Origin of the sequence: Streptococcus sp. CF8_Ac1-9, from assembly GCF_024295565.1 — a bacterium.
Taxonomy (GTDB): domain Bacteria; phylum Bacillota; class Bacilli; order Lactobacillales; family Streptococcaceae; genus Streptococcus; species Streptococcus parasanguinis_X.
On the sequence record NZ_JANCOY010000002.1, the window covers coordinates 208848 to 229257 of the forward strand.

At 43.8% G+C, this 20410-nt stretch carries 22 protein-coding genes; 11 read left to right on the forward strand and 11 right to left on the reverse strand.

The annotated features are described in order from the left end of the window. Window positions 1-78 precede the first annotated feature (78 nt). Genes NML76_RS04480 through NML76_RS04495 form a run of 4 tightly spaced genes read left to right on the forward strand, consistent with a single transcriptional unit; the run spans window position 79 to window position 3071 of the window. Window positions 79-681, forward strand: coding sequence for a hypothetical protein (locus NML76_RS04480; RefSeq protein WP_003008715.1), 603 nt, complete (start codon window positions 79-81; stop codon window positions 679-681). After that, complete coding sequence (locus tag NML76_RS04485) at window positions 681-1472, forward strand: energy-coupling factor transporter transmembrane component T (RefSeq protein WP_192832128.1); 792 nt, start codon at window positions 681-683, stop codon at window positions 1470-1472. Before NML76_RS04480 ends, NML76_RS04485 begins: the two co-directional genes overlap by 1 nt. Beyond that, the gene (locus tag NML76_RS04490) at window positions 1448-2284 is read left to right on the forward strand and encodes an ABC transporter ATP-binding protein (protein WP_254732815.1); all 837 of its coding nucleotides are present in this window, start codon (window positions 1448-1450) and stop codon (window positions 2282-2284) included. The genes NML76_RS04485 and NML76_RS04490 overlap by 25 nt, the downstream gene beginning before the upstream one ends. After that, window positions 2271-3071, forward strand: a complete 801-nt coding sequence (locus NML76_RS04495; protein ID WP_214254591.1) for an energy-coupling factor ABC transporter ATP-binding protein — start codon at window positions 2271-2273, stop codon at window positions 3069-3071. Before NML76_RS04490 ends, NML76_RS04495 begins: the two co-directional genes overlap by 14 nt. 81 nt (window positions 3072-3152) lie before the next feature. Here the strand turns inward: NML76_RS04495 and NML76_RS10235 are convergent, their stop codons facing one another. Both NML76_RS10235 and NML76_RS04500 read right to left on the reverse strand, forming a co-directional pair. Continuing rightward, a complete protein-coding gene (locus NML76_RS10235) occupies window positions 3153-3281 on the reverse strand; it encodes a hypothetical protein (RefSeq protein ID WP_002878297.1) in 129 nt (42 codons plus the stop codon). A gap of 14 nt (window positions 3282-3295) precedes the next feature. Beyond that, a complete protein-coding gene (locus NML76_RS04500) occupies window positions 3296-3457 on the reverse strand; it encodes a hypothetical protein (RefSeq protein ID WP_001062367.1) in 162 nt (53 codons plus the stop codon). A 214-nt stretch (window positions 3458-3671) separates the two neighbouring features. Between NML76_RS04500 and NML76_RS04505 the strand changes: the two genes are divergently transcribed. Then, entirely contained in the window at window positions 3672-4610 is a 939-nt protein-coding gene (locus tag NML76_RS04505) for an AEC family transporter (protein WP_195189366.1), read from the forward strand. Between the two features lie 48 nt (window positions 4611-4658). On the opposite strand, the gene NML76_RS04510 is transcribed toward NML76_RS04505, so the two are convergent. From NML76_RS04510 to NML76_RS04520, 3 genes are read right to left on the reverse strand one after another with little or no spacing between them, the layout of a single operon-like run. Continuing rightward, on the reverse strand, window positions 4659-4991 hold the full coding sequence (locus tag NML76_RS04510; protein ID WP_254732817.1) for a glucuronide permease: 333 nt from the start codon (window positions 4989-4991) through the stop codon (window positions 4659-4661). Between the two features lie 44 nt (window positions 4992-5035). Next, window positions 5036-5506, reverse strand: coding sequence for an HXXEE domain-containing protein (locus NML76_RS04515; RefSeq protein WP_254732819.1), 471 nt, complete (start codon window positions 5504-5506; stop codon window positions 5036-5038). Window positions 5507-5521: 15 nt separating this feature from the next. Beyond that, window positions 5522-6061 (reverse strand): TetR/AcrR family transcriptional regulator, encoded by a 540-nt coding sequence (locus tag NML76_RS04520; RefSeq protein ID WP_254732821.1) that lies wholly within the window; start codon window positions 6059-6061, stop codon window positions 5522-5524. 132 nt (window positions 6062-6193) lie between these two features. On the opposite strand from NML76_RS04520, the gene NML76_RS04525 reads away from it, so the two are divergent. Both NML76_RS04525 and NML76_RS04530 read left to right on the forward strand, forming a co-directional pair. Further along, complete coding sequence (locus NML76_RS04525; RefSeq protein ID WP_254732823.1) at window positions 6194-7099, forward strand: cation diffusion facilitator family transporter; 906 nt, start codon at window positions 6194-6196, stop codon at window positions 7097-7099. Window positions 7100-7177: 78 nt separating this feature from the next. After that, window positions 7178-8215, forward strand: coding sequence for an alcohol dehydrogenase catalytic domain-containing protein (locus NML76_RS04530; protein WP_254732825.1), 1038 nt, complete (start codon window positions 7178-7180; stop codon window positions 8213-8215). Window positions 8216-8268: 53 nt separating this feature from the next. Here the strand turns inward: NML76_RS04530 and NML76_RS04535 are convergent, their stop codons facing one another. The 4 genes from NML76_RS04535 to NML76_RS04550 form a co-directional block, all read right to left on the reverse strand. Then, window positions 8269-10980, reverse strand: coding sequence for a DEAD/DEAH box helicase family protein (locus tag NML76_RS04535; RefSeq protein WP_254732827.1), 2712 nt, complete (start codon window positions 10978-10980; stop codon window positions 8269-8271). A 149-nt stretch (window positions 10981-11129) separates the two neighbouring features. Next, on the reverse strand, window positions 11130-12548 hold the full coding sequence (locus NML76_RS04540; RefSeq protein WP_238676484.1) for a VWA domain-containing protein: 1419 nt from the start codon (window positions 12546-12548) through the stop codon (window positions 11130-11132). A 301-nt stretch (window positions 12549-12849) separates the two neighbouring features. Further along, window positions 12850-13725 carry a LysR family transcriptional regulator gene (locus tag NML76_RS04545; RefSeq protein ID WP_129823942.1) on the reverse strand — a complete coding sequence of 292 codons (876 nt, stop codon included), beginning with the start codon at window positions 13723-13725 and terminating at the stop codon, window positions 12850-12852. Window positions 13726-13836: 111 nt separating this feature from the next. Next, complete coding sequence (locus NML76_RS04550; RefSeq protein WP_070595451.1) at window positions 13837-14187, reverse strand: helix-turn-helix domain-containing protein; 351 nt, start codon at window positions 14185-14187, stop codon at window positions 13837-13839. A 392-nt stretch (window positions 14188-14579) separates the two neighbouring features. On the opposite strand from NML76_RS04550, the gene NML76_RS04555 reads away from it, so the two are divergent. Continuing rightward, on the forward strand, window positions 14580-16205 hold the full coding sequence (locus tag NML76_RS04555; RefSeq protein ID WP_070466726.1) for a malolactic enzyme: 1626 nt from the start codon (window positions 14580-14582) through the stop codon (window positions 16203-16205). A gap of 82 nt (window positions 16206-16287) precedes the next feature. Further along, a complete protein-coding gene (locus NML76_RS04560; RefSeq protein ID WP_049506358.1) occupies window positions 16288-17235 on the forward strand; it encodes an AEC family transporter in 948 nt (315 codons plus the stop codon). A 100-nt stretch (window positions 17236-17335) separates the two neighbouring features. Here the strand turns inward: NML76_RS04560 and NML76_RS04565 are convergent, their stop codons facing one another. Both NML76_RS04565 and NML76_RS04570 read right to left on the reverse strand, forming a co-directional pair. Further along, window positions 17336-18145 (reverse strand): Cof-type HAD-IIB family hydrolase, encoded by an 810-nt coding sequence (locus NML76_RS04565; protein WP_070588681.1) that lies wholly within the window; start codon window positions 18143-18145, stop codon window positions 17336-17338. Window positions 18146-18157: 12 nt separating this feature from the next. Continuing rightward, on the reverse strand, window positions 18158-18901 hold the full coding sequence (locus tag NML76_RS04570) for a DeoR/GlpR family DNA-binding transcription regulator (protein WP_070588684.1): 744 nt from the start codon (window positions 18899-18901) through the stop codon (window positions 18158-18160). Between the two features lie 177 nt (window positions 18902-19078). On the opposite strand from NML76_RS04570, the gene NML76_RS04575 reads away from it, so the two are divergent. Together NML76_RS04575 and NML76_RS04580 are read left to right on the forward strand one after the other, a co-directional pair. Beyond that, window positions 19079-19648 (forward strand): sugar O-acetyltransferase, encoded by a 570-nt coding sequence (locus tag NML76_RS04575; RefSeq protein WP_031574556.1) that lies wholly within the window; start codon window positions 19079-19081, stop codon window positions 19646-19648. Beyond that, window positions 19645-20409 (forward strand): nucleoside phosphorylase, encoded by a 765-nt coding sequence (locus NML76_RS04580; protein WP_254732829.1) that lies wholly within the window; start codon window positions 19645-19647, stop codon window positions 20407-20409. Before NML76_RS04575 ends, NML76_RS04580 begins: the two co-directional genes overlap by 4 nt. The last annotated feature ends 1 nt before the right edge of the window (window position 20410 follow it).

The window sequence follows — 20410 nt, forward strand, 5'->3', positions numbered from 1 at the left end:
TTCAAATCAAAAATCTATAGAGCGTTGCGTCCGAAAGTCTAAACAGACACGGCTCTTTAAAAACAAAAGGAGAAGATTATGAAAACAGAACCGATTCATCGTACCAGTATGTGGAAATTTAAGTTAAGTGCTGCCACCATGACTTTGATTCCCGCTGCCGTGGGGATTAACTACGTTGCCAAAGCCTTGGCGGAGGGGTTAAAGTTGCCCGTTTGGCTGGGGTCTTTGGGAACCTTTCTTGCCAGCATGTTGGCTGGGCCGGTTGCCGGTGCCATCAGTGGTTTCATCAACAACGTGATCTATGGGCTGACCTTATCGCCAATTTCAACCGTGTATGCGATTACCAGCATCGGAATTGGGATTGCTGTCGGAGTTTTGCACGCCAATGGGTGGTTCTCGTCAGCGCGACGAGTATTTGTTTCTGCTATTATTATTGCCATCGTTTCAGCTGTCATTTCAACGCCACTCAACGTCATCTTTTGGGGTGGTCAGACCGGTATCGCTTGGGGTGACTCATTGTTTGCGGTAATGGTCGCCAATCATGCACCAGTGTGGCTGGCCTCATTTATCGATGAGTTTGTCTTGGATATTTTGGATAAAGTCTGCGTGGCCTACCTGGCCTTCTTCATCTATCGTCAGCTGCCGAAGCGGATGGTGCACTTCTTTAGCGGTGATAAATGATGACTGATCAAACATTGATTTCTGGAGCGCCACGGGTCAAGCTCAAGTGGTACCAGGTGATCGATCCGATTACTAAGCTCTTGTTCATCGTGGACATGACGTTGTTGAGCTTTGCCAGTATGAATTTATTGCTTCAGGCCGGATTAATTCTTGTCGCAACACTGCTATTGTTATTTTCCAAATTGAGTTCTACCATCTTTAAGGCGCTGGGATTCAGCTTGTTTCTGATTTGCACCATGCTGATCATCCAAGGGTTATTTTACAGTCGGAATCAAACTGTGCTGTTTTCTGTGCTTGGGGTGTCGTTCTACAAAGAAGGCCTGATTTACGCCACCACTCTGGGTTGTCGAGTATTGGTGATTATTTTGACCAGTGGCTTTTTTATGGTGACCACGAGTATTTCAGAAAACGCGGCCTATTTGGAACTGTCCGGATTGTCTTATAAAACCGTCTACGTTCTGATGTCGGTGTGTTATATTTTGCCGGAAATGATGCGCAATATGCGGAAAATCCAGCAGGCACAAAAAGTTCGCGGAACCAATCCGCAAAAAACGTTGATTCAGAAATTAAAGTCAGTCCTGCCGGTTCTAATTCCATTGGTGATTAAGACCTTGGATCAATCGATGGCGCGGTCGATTTCTCTCCAACTGAGAGGTTTTGATAATCTCAACCGGACTGTCAGAACCTCCCAGCGCGTGTATCGCCTGTCGCGGACGCTGCACATTGGTCTGACTGGATTGGCAATTTTATTGATTGGGTGGAAGATATGGACGAAGATAAACGGATTGTAATTGAAAATTTGACCACCCGTTATCCGGGTACTGAGCAACCACAACTGCGTCAGATTAACGCGGAGGTTCATACCGGCCAGGTGGTTGGGATTATCGGGAATAGCCACTCCGGCAAATCGACTTTGTGCCATGTGCTGGCAGGGGTCATTCCCAAAATGGTGTCTGCTGAGATTGAGGGCGACTGGCACATGTTTGGCCAGCGAGTGTCCGACAATTGGCCCGTTTATAATGCCATGAATGGAGTTGTACTGCAAAATCCAGCTGGCCAACTAAGCGGGTTGGCAGACACGGTTGCCGATGAAATCGCCTTTGACTTGATTAATCAGGGAATGGCTGAAGGACTGATTCAAAAACGGGTTGAAGAAGTTGCCACGCAAATGGGGCTGATTGAACAGCTGAATTTGCGTCCCGATAGCCTTTCCGGTGGTCAGAGCCAGCGGTTGGCAATTGCCACGGCGATTGCAGCTAACCCGGCTGTTTTGATTATGGATGATCCGACCAGTCAGATGGATCCCCTTGGCCGCCGACAATTTTTCCAATGGCTGGCCCAAGTCAAAGAGACGACTGTCTTCATTGTCACCAGTGAAATTGACGATTTGTGCGAAGTCGCCGACGTTGTGTGGGTGCTGCACGAGGGTCAAATGGTAGCCCAGGGCAGGCCGGGTGAGGTGTTTAATCATTTGGCAGCTGACTGGCAGATTCCAGCCCCGACAATCCAGCAACTTGCTCAAAAAATGGATTGGCACTTGGCTGATGGCAGGTATCCGGTGAATGACGCTGAACTGAAGGAGGTTTTTTATGCCCACAATTGAACTGAACCACCTGACGTTCACTTATCCGGAACGGTCCTTTAGCTTGGATGTTGAAGACAAACACTTCGCCGATCCGATGGTGGCGATTGTCGGCCAAAATGGTGCCGGCAAATCAACGCTCTTCAAATTGTTGACGGGCTTGCTGACACCACAAACCGGTGTGATTAAGATCGATGGAGAAAATTTTAATGATCTTAAACCAGTCGAAAAGTTACTGAAGGTTGGGATTACTTTTCAGAATCCTGACGATCAGCTTTTCAACCCGACCGTTCAACGAGAGGTGGAGTGGAGTGTCGCGCAGGTCATGGATGACCGCGACACGATTACGAGGCGGGCTTTAGCGGCTCTAAAAAGAGTTGGCTTGGATGATAAAACAGCTGAAAGTCCATATGACCTGTCATTGTCGGAACGCAAGCTGTTAAGCGTTGCCACAGTTTTGGCAGTGGATCCGGCGATTTATTTATTTGATGAGCCGATGATGTCGCTTGATTGGGAAAGCCGGCGCAAGTTGACCGCAATTTTCCATCAGTTGGCTGATTCGGGCCACCAAGTTGTGACCATCACCCATGACATGGATTGGGTCGCCGCCGAGTTTGAGTCGGTGTATGTTATGGAACACGGGAAGTTTGGCTTCGCCGGCAGTCCACGGGAATTGTTCAGCGATCACGAACTTGTCCAGCGAGTGGGATTACTACCACCGCGGATTATGGACATAGCGGAGTCGCTGGGTGATTCACAGACATATTTATCGGTCAATGATTATTACCAGAAAAATCGAGATGTATAGAAAAAGTCACCTCTGCGGGTTTTCCAGGTTGAAGGATTAACTTCAGCTTCTGGCAAGAACTCACATGGGTGACTTTTGTGTTTAATAACGTTTCATGATCATCGGGTGCTTCCTCAGATCACTCGGTTTGATTTTACTTTGTTTCATGGTCATAATCATATACCATTTCTTTTGGATCTTTTGTTTGACTAATACAAAATAGGTCTTCATAGGTCTTCGCATTTTTAGCGCCCATTAGGATCATCAGTATAATTTTCTGAATTAGGAGACTGTCCCATCACTATTCGAACTTCGTCTCCCAACTTACGCTGTTCCCATTCATCCGTGAATCCTTTAAATCGCAATTCTGGAACTTTCTTTTTAACTGAATCATCTATTTTCGCCATAGTCCCCACCATTTTATTGGTTTTTCTTGATTTACCTTATCAACAGTCTCGTTGGTTGGTACCAATGGAGTAAGGCAACTAAGAAAGGATACTAGTAACAATCAATAAAATACAAGAGGTGGGCATGTTGCCCCACCTCTTTTTGTGATATACTAGAGTAGTTTTTGAGACCTTGTAGAAAAACTCTCATTTCAAAGAAGGAAAAGGAGAAAACATGGACATCTTTTTGAGGAGTATATCCGGTATCCTTGTCATCCTAGGGATGATTTTAGTAGGCTTTGTTATCGGTGAAAAAGGTTGGTTTGATGACAAGTCACGTGGCTTGATCGCAAAGCTAGTCACTCAAGTTGCTCTGCCCTGCTACATGCTCTACACCATCACACAGCGCTTCACGGCAGCTGACCTTCTAAAAATGTTGCCAGCATTGCGATTTCCTGCCCTGTCTATGGTCGTTTTGCTTGGAATAGCGACAGCAGTAGCCAAGATCTTTGCAGTAAGACAGGACCGTCGTGGCCTCTTTATTTCCATGTTTTTTAATTCCAATACGATTTTCGTAGGGCTTCCCATTAACCAAGCCCTCTTTGGAGATGCCAGCATTCCCTATGTTTTGATCTATTACATGTGTAATACGACCTTTTTCTGGACTTTGGGAACTTATCTCATCCAGCGGGATGGTGAGGGAGAAGCGCAGTTTGATCTCAAAACCAGTCTGAAAAAAGTCTTTTCTCCGCCCCTCATGGGCTTTCTCTTAGGTCTAGTCATGGTGATGCTGCAGATCAAGTTGCCAGCTTTTCTAGCCAGTGATTTGCAGTATCTGGGCAATTTAACGACCCCCTTATCCATGATATTCATCGGTTTGTCAGTGTCTCATGTAGGCGTGAAGCAGTTGGTTCTGGGAAAAGATCAGCTATTGATTCTACTAGGTCGCTTCCTGGTTGCCCCTCTCTTGATGGCCTCCATCGTCTACTGGGTGCCTCTTCCAAGCTTGATGAAGCAAGTCTTTATCATCCAGTCCGCCATGCCTGTGATGACCAATGCGCCAGTTGTTGCCAGACTTTACGGAGCTGATAGTGATTATGCAGCCGTCATGGTGACAGAGACGACCCTTGCAACCATGGTGGTGATCCCTATTCTCATGCTGTTGATGGCTTAACAAATAGAAACTACAAAAGCTCAAGTTTTTTGAAAACTTGAGCTTTTCTTATAACAAGGCTAACAAGATGGTAAGGACCAGAGCGATGCCCACCCGAATCAGGTGGTGGGCTGGGTGGAAGTTTTCTTTGTGTTTCCCATTCCAATAGGCCCCGTAGCAAATCAAACCACAGCCGATCAGCCAAAGGACTAGAGCGACAATCGGTAAAAAGAAGTAGAGGATGAGAGATAAGGTCGCAAGGCTACTTCCGATGAGGAGAAATGTATTTCCTAGAGTGTGATTCCCTTTTTTAACTTCAGAAAGAGAAGCCAATAAGTGAAGAAGAACAAAAGCAAGGGCAAAGAAGGCTGTAAAAAAGCCGAGAAGAATGGAGAAGAACATACGTTTTCCTTTCAAGAAGAGATTTTGGATATGAGGATTATATATCAAGACCTACGACTCATTTTATGAAGTACCACAAATGATAATACAAGATTCAAAATGATAACCAACAAAGTCAAAAGAGAGTATCCAAAGAGTTCGATGGGAATGTTAGGGGTGAGATAGTATAGAGAAAACAAACTCGTTAGAATCCCTGTCAACAATCCAGGCACATATTTTCGTATAACGATTGTTTGAATCAGATGTCCGAAAACATGGTAGATATAAGCGATTATGATGCTTGCGTAAATGTTATAGTTATTAAACTGGTAACTAAGATATAGCGACGTCATTAGGATCAGAAATTGCTCCAAGACAATGGTATTGAAAGCAAAAGGAGTGTAATAAGATAGGATTCGATTGTTTGGATACTGGATTGATATTTTTTTGACAAAGGATGGCATCCAAACGATTTCTTCCAGTTCGTGAAGCATGAATAGGGCTGGAAATAGAAAGTAAAATTGCACGCTGGTCATTGAAAATGCTCCTTTCTAGTTCGAACCCACTTTTAAAATCTCCAAATAAAACTGGATCACTTCTTGTTCGCTATAATTTTTGCCTTTTTTCAACCACCAGCTCAGGGTTTCGATGAAATGGCTGACGACCAAGTGTTTGAGGTAAGAGTGAGGGAGAGTTGGATGGGCCTTGATGAGTTCGTCGGCTACCATTGGGTAGACATCGTGTCCCAGCTCTTTTCGCAGTTGCCGGATAAAATAATCGTTTTTAGAGAGCAAGAGACTGGTCACATGGTCTTGATTTTTCTTGAAATGCTGAAAGATATGGGCTAGGTAGTCTTGTGGTGAGAGGTGTTCAGCACGCTCAAAGAGATGGTGAAAGAGCTTTTGGCAGAGTTCATCTAGCAATAGTTCCTTACTCTCGTAATGGCTGTAAAAGGTTGAGCGCCCCACATCAGCAAGGTCAATGATTTCCTGAACCGTGATGGCTTCGTAGTCTTTTTGGTTGAGTAAGTGTAAGAAAGCCTGATAGATAGCTTTTCGAGTTTTGGTGATGCGACGATCCTGTGCAGTCATATGGACACTTTGAACAAACTGTTCAGTAACGTACACCCTAAACGGTTTGCCCCTATCCTTTCTGTTGTGAATGTTAGATAATGATAATGAACATGATGTTCATGAATCTATTATAACAAAGGAAATAGGATTATGAAGACAAAACATGCGGTCTGGATCGCTTTTTTCTTGAATTTGAGTTATGCCATTGTTGAGTTTATTGCAGGAGGGATTTTTGGATCCAGTGCGGTCCTTGCGGATTCGGTCCATGACTTGGGGGATGCGATCGCTATTGGGATCTCTGCCTTTTTGGAAAGTATCTCCAATCGCGAAGAAGACAGCCGCTATACCTTGGGCTACAAGCGCTTTAGCCTTTTAGGGGCCATGGTAACGGCAGTGATTCTCATGACAGGGTCCGTTCTGGTTATTTTGGAAAATATAACGAAAATCTTTCATCCACAACCTGTCAACGATGAGGGCATCCTTTGGCTAGGAATCATAGCCGTCAGCATCAATGTGCTAGCGAGTCTCGTCATTCGCAAAGGACAAACCAAGAACGAATCCATTCTCAGCCTGCATTTTCTGGAAGATACCTTGGGTTGGGTGGCTGTTATCCTAATGGCCATTGTTCTACGATTTACCGACTGGTATATTCTGGATCCGCTCTTATCTCTTGCCATTTCCATCTTTATTCTGTCAAAAGCAATTCCACGTTTTTGGAGCACGCTCAAGATTTTTCTCGATGCTGTGCCAGAAGGAGTAGATATCCAGCAAGTGAAGAGTGATTTGGAGCAGTTGGACCATGTGGCTAGTATCAATCAGCTTAATCTCTGGACCATGGATGGGCTGGAAAAGAACGCCATTGTCCATGTTTGTCTAGAGCATGTCAACCACATGGAGGTCTGTAAAGAGTCTATCCGAGACTTGCTCAAAGAGAGTGGATTTCAAAATGTTACCATCGAAGTGGATGAAGACTTGGCGACCCACCGCGCCCATAAGCGAAATATCGAAGAACTGGAAGTGGATCAAGGTCATGGGCATGATTATCACCACCATTAATGACGAGTTGGTATGAGCAGAAGCTCGATAAAAAGTGTATACTATAGATAAGTAAGCAATAGAAAGTAGGTTAATCCTATGAAGAAAACAGTGTATACAAAAGCTGGGCAAGTGGGTCTAGTAGAAGTAGAACGTCCACGCATCGAAGCACCGGATGATGTCATTCTCCGCATCGTTCGTACCTGTGTCTGTGGATCCGATCTATGGAGCTACCGCAATCCTGATATTGAAGCAGGTCATCAAAATAGTGGCCACGAAGCGATTGGTATCGTCGAAGAAATCGGAGAAGCCATTACAACGGTCAAACCAGGAGACTTTGTCATCGCGCCTTTCACCCATGGCTGTGGGGAGTGTGATGCCTGTCGTGCAGGCTATGATGGGACGTGTGACCGCCATATCGGCACCAACTGGTCTGATGGGGTTCAAGCAGAGTACATGCGCTTCGAATACGCTAACTGGGCTCTTGTCAAAATTCCAGGGCAACCTTCTGATTATACAGAAGCTATGCTTAAATCCTTCTTGACGCTAGCAGATGTCATGCCGACGGGCTATCATGCGGCGCGTGTAGCAGATGTGCAAAAAGGTGACAAAGTCGTGGTTATTGGTGACGGTGCCGTGGGCCAATGTGCTGTTATTGCAGCTAAGATGCGTGGAGCATCGCAAATCGTCCTCATGAGTCACCACGAAGACCGGCAACAGATGGCCTTGGAGTCAGGTGCGACAGCGGTTGTGGCTGAACGTGGTGAAGAAGGCATTGCCAAGGTGCGAGAAATTCTCGGTGGTGGAGCAGATGCAGCTCTTGAATGTGTGGGTACTGAAGCAGCTGTCGACCAAGCTCTCGGTGTTCTCCATAATGGAGGGCGCATGGGTTTTGTCGGTGTGCCACACTACAATAACCGTGCCCTTGGTTCGACCTTTGCCCAAAATATCTCAGTGGCAGGTGGAGCGGCTTCGGTTACCACCTATGACAAGCAGTTCTTGCTTAAGGCTGTCCTTGATGGCGATATCAATCCAGGACGTGTCTTTACCCATAGCTATAGCTTGGATGAGATTGATCAAGCCTATAAAGACATGGATGAACGCAAGACTATTAAGGCTATGATTGTTTTAGAGTAACGAAAAAATCTAGTAGAAATCATCTACTAGATTTTTTGTAGTGAAATAGTTTCTTATTTCAAATCCGACATCACTTGTTTCTTGGTGAAGGTGCGCTCTTGTTTGTTGGCTAGGGCCTTGATGCGCGCATCAAGGAGAATGGCGCGGCCTTCGGCACTTCGGGTATAGACGAGGTCATACTTACCCAGGCTCTTTCGGATTTGCGCCACAAAGGCTTGGGCATCTTCTTTTCGTTTGTCAAAGAGGCTTGGTACAGCGAAATATTCTGTCTGATCGGACACCTTTTCCTGTGCTTTCAGGATATAGCGCTGATTTTCAATCGGTGCGAAAAACTCGATCATGGTTTGCGAGAAGAGTTCCTTCTCCCGCATGGTTCCGCCCTTCAAATAAATCAGCGTGTTGATGGCATCCTTTCGATCTCGTAGGACTTGGATGCGGGTTGCTTGAGTCTGGATCTGCCCAGAAAGGAGCAGGGCTTGGTGAATAGCCTGGCCGAAGACTTCTAACCGTTTATAAGGGCTCTTATAGAGATAGTAGCGGAGCCAAGCAAGTAGAGCGAGAACAGCTAAAACGACTAGAAGAATTAGAGACGCTTTATTTCCTCCTCTATGTGAATAGTAAAAAAGGTTGGCGAAAGCATCGGTCAAAGTGGCGGCCGTCAGCCAACGAGCTAGCTTCCTGGCGTCAAAAAATAGGGCTAGGGGCAGGAAGTGTTTATCCACTTGGACCTCATTTGCAATCTCCATATTCTCCAGAATCGGAAGGGCTTTTTGCCAGCCGTCTCGGAGCTCTTGGCGATGGGTGGAGCGCTCTAAGGTTTCCTCATTGAGTTTTTGCAGCTGTTTTTTGGTATAGCGGATATTGTCAAAGGCTAGGCGTTCGATACCGGATTCGATGAAGGGCTCCTTGTAATGGAGGCCTAAAAATTGCTTCATCCGTCTTTCTAAGAGCTCCAGATCAGGACTGTATTCTTTCAGTTGATCAGTGATAGCCTCGATTTCTTCCTTTTCAAGATCGGACTTTTCATACCATTTCTTTAGAGAAAGATTGATGGAGACTAGGTGCCAGATGTTACTGGTCTTGTCTGGATCCTCAGGCCACACTCGGATGGCACGACCTCGCATTTGGTTGCTGAGCATAAAGCTGCCGACAAAGCTCGCTAGGATCAGGGAATTAACGCAAGGTGCATCCCAGCCTTCCCCTAGAAGAGACTTGGTTCCAATGACGACTTGAATGAGCCCCTCTTGAAAGAGCTGGGTTACGGCTGTCACCAAATCATGTTGAGAACCAACCAAGCGAACCTTGAGAAAGTCATCAGGAGATAATTGGCCGACACTTTGGTAATTCAGTCGATTCCCTCCTAGAAGGTCTTCTAATCTTGGCTTAGCGACCGTTGGTATGATGACGATGCTACCGGTTAAGACAGCGATGGCAGGAGGAGTTGCTTGCTCTAAGCTTTCCCTGCGAATCGATTCAAAATAGGAGAGTACTCCCAATTGAGTAAATTGGACGTCCTTATCTCCGAGATGAACTTCAAAATCTTGGCGAATATAGTCTGTTAGCACCAGTTGGCGCAGTTGACTTCCAAGCGCCTGGTATTCCGCCTTGAAAATCTCTCGAACCGCATTGAGTTTTCCGAGGGATTGGTTGAGCAGAAGGTCTTGTTTTTTGTTGCGGACCAGTTTGACTTGTTTTCGATCGATCAAGCTGGCTGCTTTTAGTTCATGGAGAACTTGCTTCTCGTATTCCTCAGGTAGATTGTACCAGTGAGGTACCTGAAAGAGCAGGCCTTGCAGGAGAATTTCAAGCCAGTCCATGGTGAAAGCAGGTAGTTTCTTGGCTCCTAAGAGGTCCTGGAAACGTTTGGGGAAGTCGATTCCTTTGCTTCGAAGAAAGATCAGGGTAGCAGAGAGATACTGGGGCTCATTGAGCAATTCATCATCGCTGATCTGACCCGATAAGGCTTGGCAGTTTTGGAGGTATTGGCAAAAGAGGGGATCGGAAGTCAGTTGCTGCAAGAGAGCATTCTTTTGTTGGCTAAAAGCATCCAATTGCTCTTGCTCTTCCTTGGTTGGAAAGGCAAAGTAGACATAGTCTTGGTGAGGACAAAGGGTGTCTTCCTTGACCAATTCGGGAACCGTAATTTCCTCGTCAATCTCACCACACATGCGGATATAGCGATCCCAAAGGGCGGGATCCCCTTCATAGGGAGGGGTAGCGGTGAGGGAGATCATCTTTAAGTCTGGGAAGGCTTGACGAAAGGCTTCCAAGCTCTTCCACCATTCATTGCGTAAGTGGTGACACTCGTCTAAACAAAGGGTCCCGAGTGAGATGGCTTTGAAGGTAGTAAAGATATCAAAGCCTTTAAAATCAAATGTTTCAATCTCTGCCTGGTCATCGGTATCCTCAGCTTGTGATTGACCGACGACTTGGTTCATGGCGCTGTGTAGGGCCTGATAGGTAGCCACTGTCATCAGCTTAGGATGTTTTAAGTCTTGTGAGATCAGTTGCTGCGCTTGGCTTTCATCACTCAAGAATGCCTGGATAATCCGGTCCACCCATTGCTGACGAATGGTGACTGTAGGAGCCAAAATCAGGGTTGGCTGACCAAAGCGTCTGATAAATTCGATTCCCAGGGTTGTTTTTCCAGAGCCAGGAGCTGCTACCAAATGCAGGTGGCCATCCGCCATAAAAGCGTCGCTCTTATCGAGAACGCGTTTTTGATAGTGTCTCCATTGGCCTGTAAAGGCTAGTTCTTGTAACATTGGTTTCCTCCCTTGTACTGTCCCCATTATATCATAGTGGAGGACAAGAATCTCTTGGTAGAAGTTGAAGATTTCCGCTTTCTAATGAAAATAGCAAAGGGGAAATTTTGAGTGATAAAAAGCCCAATCAACGGATTAGGCTTTTCATGTTAGTCTTTCTTTGTTTTACGAGAGAGGCCAAAGGCAGCACTCATGCTAAGAAGACCAAGGCCAAGAGTTGTCAAGGCAATTGAGGTCTTGCTTCCTGTATTTGGAAGACTTGCTTCTTTTTGAGGAAGAGCTGCAGGTGCGATATAGACTGCTGTTTTGGCAGGCTCGTTTTTAGCAGGTGTGAATACAGTCGGTTTCGCAGGGGTTACAACAGCCGGTTTTTGAGGAGTAGGAGTCGGTGTTGCAGGCGTTTGGATGCTAGGAGTTTGTGGTTTTACTTTCGCCACACGATGAGTTTTTGAGATCAACTCATACTTGTCTGTTTGGACTTTGAAGACACGACCTTTTTGGACAGTTTCAACGACTTTATTGGCAAATTGAACGTTCAACAAGTTAGCAAAGTTTTTGTCGATATCTAAGTAGAGACCATTTGTTCCATTGACCAATGGATCAAAGTCTTTTTTTTCACGTGTTTCACCAACCACTGTCAAAGAGATACCAGCATCTTTAAGGGCTTTCAGTGTCGCTTCTTTTGTTGGTGTATCCTTTGTAAGATCAATGTCCTCATCTGTAATCAAGAAAGCAAAGCGATGGTTGTTTGCCCCAGTCCCCCAGTTGTAGTCTCCTGAAGTAGCGATATGATGCAATGGAACAGTAGCATTTTCATAGTAGCCTTTAGTTTTAATGGTTTTCAAAGCAGAAATGAAACTTTCTGTATCACTTGTGAACTTAGATCCATTGAAATCATGGTATTTAACTTCACTAGCTCTTTCGTATTCAACCAATCCTAAACGAGCTTGAATATTTTTTGCCGATAGATTGCGAACGAAGGTCTCGACATTCTTCATCGTATCCCTGATGTGAGAATCCATTGAAGTTGATTTGTCGATGACAAAGACGATGTCGGATGTTCCTTGAACTTCTTTTTTATTGACGATATCGGCTTCTTTTGTAACTTCGACCACAGTTGTTTTATTGACTGTTTCAGTTGTTGTCTCAGTGTAGTCAGCTGTTTCTTTAGTGGATGTAGCTGTCTTGGTAGAAGAGACTGGTTTTGAAGTGCCAACAGGTGTGTCTTGATCTGCTAAGCTAGTCGTTTTGATGGTTGCTGTTGAGGTAGTGGTTGTATCTGCACCGTCTGTTTTAGCAGATGGGCCAGTTTTTTTAACGTCCACAGCGATAACATCCCCAGTTTTTGCTTTATCAACAGGAACAACTGGTGTATTGGCTTTGGCGTTGATTTCTTCGGTTGCAGCCGTGATAGGCGATTTTGCTGCTGTAGTAGCTGCAGGAGTAGCTTGGGTTGTTGCAGGTGCAACGTCATCAGCAGAAGCAATAGTTGTTCCTGTGAAGACAGTTCCTAAAACAACGGAAGCTAAAGTTAAAGTTTGTTTACGTGAAATAGTATATTTTTTCAAAATACGTCCCCTTTTTAATAAACTTTTTTCTATCATACAGGTTTTTGAAAAACTTGTCAACGGTATAATAATCAAGGGTTTTGTCTACTTTTATATCCCTAATTATTAATAAAAAGCCTAACAAGAAAAATATACACAAAATAATTTAAATATACAAAGTGTATAAAAGAAAATAGGATTCCCACAAATTTGCAGGAATCCTTATTTTATCGGCATTTCTACTATTTTTTTTAGTCGTAAAAAATACTAGCTAGTCACTTTTTTTATGTTTCTGCATTAGCACTAAGAACAAAGACTACGACTAGTTTAGTAATTTTTCAAAGAATTGGATGACCTCCGGTTTGAGATTACTTTCCTTCGGTTCAACTAGTGAAACGTAAAAACTAATCCGTTCATTTTCTGCCATCGGAATTGCGATCAGTTCTTCTTCACCATCTGTTAGTGCAAGATCTGCTAGTAAACTGATCCCCACTTGTTTACGAAGGAGTTGTTTTAGAAGCTGAATATCATCCGTCTGAAAGAAGGGCGTAGCCTCATGGTGATAGCGCTCATTCAACTGTTCAAAGGCTTTTAAATGAACAAAGTGCTCATCTGGAATGATAAAATCTTCATCGATGACGTCTGAAAATTGTAATACTTTTTTTGAGGCTAGTGGATGGTTGTGATGAAGGATATAGAAGAGATCTCGTTTGGCCATTTCTCTTACCTGGAAGCGATGATCTTTAATCGGTTCTAAACTCCCTAAAAAACTAGCATCTAGTTCTCCTTTGGAAAGCATTTCTAAAAGTTCAACAGACCCTTCTTGGACAGGATGGATACTTTGAAGAGCTGCAACATTACTGATAAAGGCGGGTTGTTTTCGGACAAGATAGTCAATGATGATTGGTGGGAAACCAATCGTATTGAATTGAGAAAGACTCCGGAGGATCTCTTTTTTAGCCCCTTGGATCTCAGGTAAGATCTTATGAATATGTCGTAGCAAGATTTCTCCTTGGGGCGTTAATTTGAAAGTACGGTGAGAAGGATCGTGCGCGATTAATGGGCAGTGAAATTCCTTTTCTAGTCGTTTAACCGCATAGGAAACGGATGGTTGACTGATCCCGTGTTTTTGGGCAACCCCAGTAAAGGATTGCTGTTGACTAAGATCAAGAAAATAATAAAAGTCCTTAAGATTCATTGGGCTCCCTCTTCTAAATAGACAGACATGGATAAGCAAAAATTATCCGTGATAGCTAATTTGACTATATGATTTTTTGTTTGTTACAATCTGAGGTGAGTCAGAGGACCATTAAAGGCTATCTAAAAGATCTTCGAAAATCGTTAGGATCTTCTCCCTTTTTCCAACTGGAAGTTGCTTAATTTTCATATTTACTCTCTTAAGTGAAAGGCTGTCGGTAGAATCTGAAGACACTTCGAGTGAATTAAAATTGAAGAATTCTTCAGGCGTTAACTCAAGAGCAGCAATGACTTTTTCAAGACTGTGAATGGTCAGATTCACGTTTTGATTTTCCAATTGATTGATGTATTTTAATCCAAGATCTGCCCGTTCCGATAGCTCCTCTTGACTCATGTTTTGTTTTTTTCGCAAATATTTGACCTTTTGCGCTATATACCGTTGTAAATAATGTTTTGTTTTCATGTAACCAGAATACAAGTTTTAAATGACAAAAATAACACCTTAAACAAAACAAAGTATTTTATAACAAACATATTTTAGATTTATTATCTATGGTTTTTATAGGTATTGATCATCATAAGTGGAAAAAAGAGTACCTGAAAACAGTGGATCTTTTGATGAGAATAACCTTCTAAAAGGTGGAAAGGAACAGGCTTTTTTAAGAGATGACCGTGACTATCTAGGAAGTGATGGATAAACCTATTATTTTGTTATCTATTGAAATCGCATCATTTTCGGTTGTATCGCCTGAACTTTCATTGAGTGATTCATTCATATTGTATCATATATAGAACAAAGTGTCATTTAATGCAAATAAGTGGTATAATAAATTAAACTAATAAGGAGGTCACATGATGACTGCACATGATATTTTAAACAACCCTTTCCTCAATAAAGGAACTGCCTTTACTTTAGAGGAACGTAAGCAACTAGGTCTCATTGGCCTCCTACCACCTTACGTTCAAACCATTGAAGAACAAGCAGCGCAAACTTATGCGCAAATGCAAACAAAGGTTAATGATTTGGAAAAACGTTTGTTCCTAATGGAAATTTTTAATACAAATCGTACTCTATTTTACTACCTATTTGCTCAACATTTGGAAGAGTTTAATCCCATTGTTTATGATCCAACTATTGCCGATACCATCGAAGGCTATAGCGATCTTTTTGTAGACCCACAATATGCGGCCTATCTTGACATCAATCACCCTGAAAATATCGAAGCGACTTTGAAAAATGCAGCGGGTGATCGTGAAATTCGTCTTATTGTTGTGACAGATGCAGAAGGTATTCTCGGTATTGGTGACTGGGGTACAAATGGTGTCGATATTTCTGTTGGGAAACTGATGGTCTATACTGGAGCTGCAGGAATTGATCCTTCAATGGTACTTCCTTTGGTCATTGACGCAGGTACCAATCGTGAAGAACTTCGTAACAATCCTAATTACTTGGGAAATCGCCACGAACGTGTGCGTGGTGATCGTTACTATGATTTTATCGATCAATTTGTCCAAACTGCAGAACGTCTTTTCCCTAAACTCTACCTTCACTGGGAAGATTTCGGTCGCTTAAATGCTGCCAACATCCTTGAAAAATATCGAAAACAAATCCCAACCTTTAACGATGATATCCAAGGAACTGGTATTGTAACCCTTGGTGGGATCTTTGGGGCATTGGATATTACAGGTGAAAAATTAACGGATCAAGTTTATCTCTGCTATGGTGGTGGGACTGCTGGTGCAGGGATTGCTTCTCGTGTCCTTCGTGAAATGGTTAGTGAAGGTCTGCCTGAAGAAGAAGCTTATAAACGCTTCTTTATGGTCGACAAACAAGGTCTCCTTTTTGATGATATGGATGACTTAACGCCGCAACAAAAACCATTTGCTAAGAAACGTTCTGATTTTGCCAATGCAGATCAGTTGACGGACCTTCTTGAAGTAGTGAAGACGGTTAAACCAACCATTCTTGTGGGAACTTCAACTCAGCCAAATACTTTCACAAAAGAAATTGTAGAAGCTATGTGTGAAAACACTGAACGTCCTATCATTTTCCCATTGTCAAACCCAACCAAACTAGCTGAAGCAAGTGCCAAAGATTTGATCGAATGGTCAGACGGAAAAGCATTTGTTGCAACAGGAATTCCAGCTGGTACAGTTTCCTATAAAGGTGTGGACTACGTGATTGGTCAAGCGAATAACGCACTGATTTATCCAGGTCTTGGACTTGGTATGCTGGCTTCTGAAGCGAGTCTGTTGACGGATGAAATGATTGGAGCTGCCGCACATTCATTGAGTGGTATTGTCAATCCAGGCGAACCAGGAGCACCAGTCTTACCTCCATTCAAGTATGTAGCTGATGTGTCTATCAAAGTAGCAGAAGCAGTTGCTAAAAAAGCGCAAGAACAAGGTCTTGCGCGTGCTCAAGAAACAGATATGGCTAAAGCGGTCCGTGATTTGAAATGGTACCCAGAATATAAATAAGTAAATGGGAATGGGGTGTACGAGTGCGACGGGATGCCTCGTACACCTTTTGTGTATGTCTTGTTAGATAGAAAGGGAGACTATGGAAATCTTTTTAACGTCAATTCAGAGTATTGTACCCATTATCGTCATCATCATTCTTGGTTATTTCTTGCAAGTCCGCGGTTGGTTCCAAGAGAGTTTCGGAAATGACTTGTCTAAGCTCATTATGAACGTGGCCATGCCTGTTGCAATTTTCACCTCTGTTCTTAAATATTTAACTTTAGATAAGCTGATTAGCTTGTCTGGCGGTTTGTTGTACACGTTTATCGCCTTCATTCTTGGTTACCTAGCGGCCTTTATCGCAGTGAAAGTTTTTAAAGTGCGCCCAGGTCGTCGAGGGACTATGATTAATACCTTTGTTAATGCCAATACCATATTTATTGGTTTGCCTTTAAATATCGCTTTGTTTGGAAATCAAGCCCTTCCTTACTTCTTGGTTTATTATATTACAAATACAGTATCTACTTGGACATTAGGTGTCTATCTGATGACTTCTGATAGTAAAGAAGGGGCTTCAAAACAGGCTCAAACATTTAATTGGAAGAAGCTTTTCCCAGCTCCTTTATTAGGTTTTCTCGTAGCCCTCGTCTTTTTGGTGTTGCGTATTCCTGTTCCAAGTTTTGCGGAAAGTACCTTGACTTATATTGGTAGTTTAACAACGCCCTTATCTCTTGTCTATATCGGTATCGTCCTAGCTAAGGCAGGACTTAAGACGATTCGCTTTGATAAAGATACCATTATCACACTGGTTGGTCGTTTTATTCTTGCACCGGTCATCATGCTCTTGGTTCTGAAGTTCTTCTCTCCAAATATGGTGGCACCAGAATTTAGAACCTTTATGATTCAATCAGCAACACCAGCCTTGGCAGTTCTTCCTATCCTTGCCAATCAAGGTAAAGGTGATGTTGAGTTTTCAACGAATGTGGTCACTCTCAGCACAGTCTTATTTGTGATTGTGGTTCCAATTCTGCAGACATTGTTGGGATAGCATTTATATGAAAATGGTGTAGTTTTAGTGCTATACATTCGTCAATAGATCTATAAAAGGACGTCGGGTATTATACTCGACGTCCTTTTTAAACGGATGACTAAATCAACACATAGGTTTCAACCGCTTGCCCAGCCCCGTTTTCATTGTTGGTCTTTGTCACGACTGCTGCTCCGTCTTTCACCTCTTGAGGAGCGTTGCCCATAGCGACCCCGATGCCTGCTTTTTTGAGCATAGGAAGGTCATTGAAGTTGTCCCCCATGGTGAGGACTTCTTCTAAGATCAAGTGGTAGTGGTTGGCGAGTTCAACCAGAGCATCCTCTTTAGAGACGTGCTTAGCCGTGACTTCTAGGTAGTTGGCTTTGGAGAGATAAAAGGCGGTAGAAGGGAAGTCGTCGGTAGAAATAGCACGATAGAGGGCTTGGATCTCTTCTGCTTCCCCAATTAAGAGCAATTTGTGGAGGGGCTTTGTCGCATCCAGTAAAGGATCCAATAGGGGAAGAATGATAGGTTTTTCTCCTGTAATCCGGGCCTCCTCTTGGCTCCATTGGTCGAGATGATCGGTCATCCAGTCTTTTCCACTATAGAGGTTGATCGAAACCTGAGGAAAGTGTTGGTTGGCCCAATCAATAAATTGACGGGCTTCAATCTTGTCTAAGGGATGCTCAAACAGAACCTGCTCTCCTTTTTGGATCAAGGCTCCATTGTAGCAGGCCATAGGACAGTCTTCTATGCCGAGCTCTTTGGCAATGGGTGCCATCCCTTTTGGAGAGCGAGCAGAGGCCAGCACGAAAGGAATCTTTTCACGCTTTAAATCCGGGATCAATGATGCTAACTGTGGATCGATCTGATGGTGGTCATTTAAGATGGTGCCATCGATATCGCTGATGATGAGACGAATGTGAGACATAAAGATTACCTCCTAATAGAGAATAGTGGTTTCGTTGCCGACTTGTTTAAGGATTTCAGGGCTTGGTTTTTGGTCGGTAATCCAATAATCAAATTGCTTGAGACGAGCAAGATAGTAGTTGGCATTTTGGGAGAACTTGCTGCTTTCTGCCACAAGGATCTTGGTACGAGCTCGTTCAAAAACGAGAGACTTGACGGCAACGTCTTCAGCATCCTCAAAGGTGACTTCGCCATTGGCTAAGCTACTCGCTCCAAAAAAAGCGAGATCAAAGCGAAGATTGTCCAGTATTTGTGCTTGATTCGCGTCATAGTAGAAGCGGTTTTTAGGGTAGAATTTTCCTCCTAAAAGATGAAAGTCAACCTGGGAATGGCTACTGAGCTGGATGGCATTGTCAAGGGAATGCGAATAGATTGTGACTTCCTTATTAAGCAAACCAGCAAGCAGGGTCATCGAGGTGGAAACATCGAGAAAGATCACTTGTCCATCTTGGATCAATTGCAGGGCCTTTTGAGCCATGGCAGTCTTTTCCTTGTTGGCTTTCTGACTACGGTCTAGATAAGAAGGGCCGGGTTCTTTGTTTAAGGGAAGGAGACCACCATGGGTTCTGCGGACCAGCTGGCGTTGGCTAAGAAGGGCAAAGTCTCTGCGAATAGTATCTTTTGAAACCTTAAAGTAATCAACCATTTCTTTAGCCGATAGCTGTTTTCGCTCTTCTAAGAGTTCTAATATTTTTTCGAGTCGCTGTTCCTGGTACATGAATTCGCTCCTTATTTCTGTTCTTGTCTTCATTGTACACCATTTTGTAAGTGGATGCAAGTTTTGTTAAGTTTTTTTAAGTGTTTACGATCTTTTTTCTTGCAAACCCTTATTCTGACGTTTGTTTTAAAGGGGGAATTCTGCTATAATATGTCAAAATAACGTGGAGGTTTCCTTATGGCCAGTGAATATGAAAAAATGATTGCGGGTGACTACTATAGACCTGCGGACCCTGAATTACGGGCTTTGGCCCAATCCTCTCGGGAGAAACAAGAAGCTTTTAACCAAGAGGTGGATCCTAAAAAAGGGGCAGCTATCATCAAAGAGTGGTTTGGATCAACCGGTGAAAACCTCTATCTCAATCGTCAGGTTCTTGTGGATTATGGGGTCAACATCCATCTAGGAGAAAATTTCTATGCCAATTACAATTTGACCATGTTGGACATTTGTCCCATTACGATCGGCAATAATGCCATGATTGGTCCCAATTGCCAATTTTTGACGCCCTTGCACCCACTGGATCCAGACGAGCGCAATTCTGGTCTCGAGTACGGAGCTCCGATTACGATAGGAGACAACTTCTGGGCAGGAGGAGGCGTTACTATCCTTCCTGGAGTGACGCTGGGTGATAATGTGGTCGCTGGCGCTGGGGCAGTGGTCACCAAGTCCTTTGGAGACAATGTGGTCCTTGCAGGAAACCCAGCCCGTGTCATTAAAGAAATACTCGTCAAAAAGGAGAAACAATGATCCATAAACATGAAATACCCATTTTAGAGTTTGACGACAATCCGCAGGCAGTCATTATGCCGACCCATGAGGGGTTAGACCTGCACCTACCCGAAAAATGTGTTTATGCTTTCCTGGAGGATGAGATTGATCGCTTTGCCAAAGCTGTTGGAGCCAAACAAGTAGCTAGCTTTGTCTCAGCTACCAAGGTCTATCCGGTCTATGTTATGGAGCACCAAGGAGAGGAAATCTGCTTGGCCCAAGCGCCAGTTGGATCTGCAGCTGCTGCCCAATTCATGGATTGGTTGATTGGCTATGGGGTGAAGAAGATTATATCGGCAGGTAGCTGTGGGGTCTTGGTGGACATAGAAGAAAATGCCTTCTTGATCCCTACCAAGGCCTTGCGAGATGAGGGAGCCAGTTACCATTATGTGGCGCCCTCCCGTTATATAGAGGTGGACAGTCGTGCACTGACCGCCATCGAAACTGTCTTGAAAGGAAAAGATATTCCTTATCAAGAGGTCATGACCTGGTCGACGGACGGTTTTTATAGAGAAACACCTGACAAGGTAGCTTATCGCATTGAAGAAGGGTGCCGTGTTGTGGAGATGGAGTGTGCCTCACTTGCAGCAGTCGCCCAGCTTCGTGATGTAGTTTGGGGCTTGCTCCTATTTACCGCAGATTCTCTTGCAGACCTGGAAAATTATGACCAGCGTGACTGGGGGGCTGAAGCTTTTGAGAAGGCCCTAGAATTGTGCCTAGAGATGGTTCATCACTTGTAGG

Bases quoted from the DNA above. Each gene is read 5' to 3' on its own strand.
- NML76_RS04480 (WP_003008715.1), top strand. From the start codon at position 79: ATGAAAACAGAACCGATTCATCGTACCAGTATGTGGAAATTTAAGTTA.
- NML76_RS04485 (WP_192832128.1), top strand. From the start codon at position 681: ATGACTGATCAAACATTGATTTCTGGAGCGCCACGGGTCAAGCTCAAG.
- NML76_RS04490 (WP_254732815.1), top strand. From the start codon at position 1,448: ATGGACGAAGATAAACGGATTGTAATTGAAAATTTGACCACCCGTTAT.
- NML76_RS04495 (WP_214254591.1), top strand. From the start codon at position 2,271: ATGCCCACAATTGAACTGAACCACCTGACGTTCACTTATCCGGAACGG.
- NML76_RS10235 (WP_002878297.1), bottom strand. From the start codon at position 3,281: ATGAAGACCTATTTTGTATTAGTCAAACAAAAGATCCAAAAGAAATGG.
- NML76_RS04500 (WP_001062367.1), bottom strand. From the start codon at position 3,457: ATGGCGAAAATAGATGATTCAGTTAAAAAGAAAGTTCCAGAATTGCGA.
- NML76_RS04505 (WP_195189366.1), top strand. From the start codon at position 3,672: ATGGACATCTTTTTGAGGAGTATATCCGGTATCCTTGTCATCCTAGGG.
- NML76_RS04510 (WP_254732817.1), bottom strand. From the start codon at position 4,991: ATGTTCTTCTCCATTCTTCTCGGCTTTTTTACAGCCTTCTTTGCCCTT.
- NML76_RS04515 (WP_254732819.1), bottom strand. From the start codon at position 5,506: ATGACCAGCGTGCAATTTTACTTTCTATTTCCAGCCCTATTCATGCTT.
- NML76_RS04520 (WP_254732821.1), bottom strand. From the start codon at position 6,061: ATGACTGCACAGGATCGTCGCATCACCAAAACTCGAAAAGCTATCTAT.
- NML76_RS04525 (WP_254732823.1), top strand. From the start codon at position 6,194: ATGAAGACAAAACATGCGGTCTGGATCGCTTTTTTCTTGAATTTGAGT.
- NML76_RS04530 (WP_254732825.1), top strand. From the start codon at position 7,178: ATGAAGAAAACAGTGTATACAAAAGCTGGGCAAGTGGGTCTAGTAGAA.
- NML76_RS04535 (WP_254732827.1), bottom strand. From the start codon at position 10,980: ATGTTACAAGAACTAGCCTTTACAGGCCAATGGAGACACTATCAAAAA.
- NML76_RS04545 (WP_129823942.1), bottom strand. From the start codon at position 13,725: ATGAATCTTAAGGACTTTTATTATTTTCTTGATCTTAGTCAACAGCAA.
- NML76_RS04550 (WP_070595451.1), bottom strand. From the start codon at position 14,187: ATGAAAACAAAACATTATTTACAACGGTATATAGCGCAAAAGGTCAAA.
- NML76_RS04555 (WP_070466726.1), top strand. From the start codon at position 14,580: ATGACTGCACATGATATTTTAAACAACCCTTTCCTCAATAAAGGAACT.
- NML76_RS04560 (WP_049506358.1), top strand. From the start codon at position 16,288: ATGGAAATCTTTTTAACGTCAATTCAGAGTATTGTACCCATTATCGTC.
- NML76_RS04565 (WP_070588681.1), bottom strand. From the start codon at position 18,145: ATGTCTCACATTCGTCTCATCATCAGCGATATCGATGGCACCATCTTA.
- NML76_RS04570 (WP_070588684.1), bottom strand. From the start codon at position 18,901: ATGTACCAGGAACAGCGACTCGAAAAAATATTAGAACTCTTAGAAGAG.
- NML76_RS04575 (WP_031574556.1), top strand. From the start codon at position 19,079: ATGGCCAGTGAATATGAAAAAATGATTGCGGGTGACTACTATAGACCT.
- NML76_RS04580 (WP_254732829.1), top strand. From the start codon at position 19,645: ATGATCCATAAACATGAAATACCCATTTTAGAGTTTGACGACAATCCG.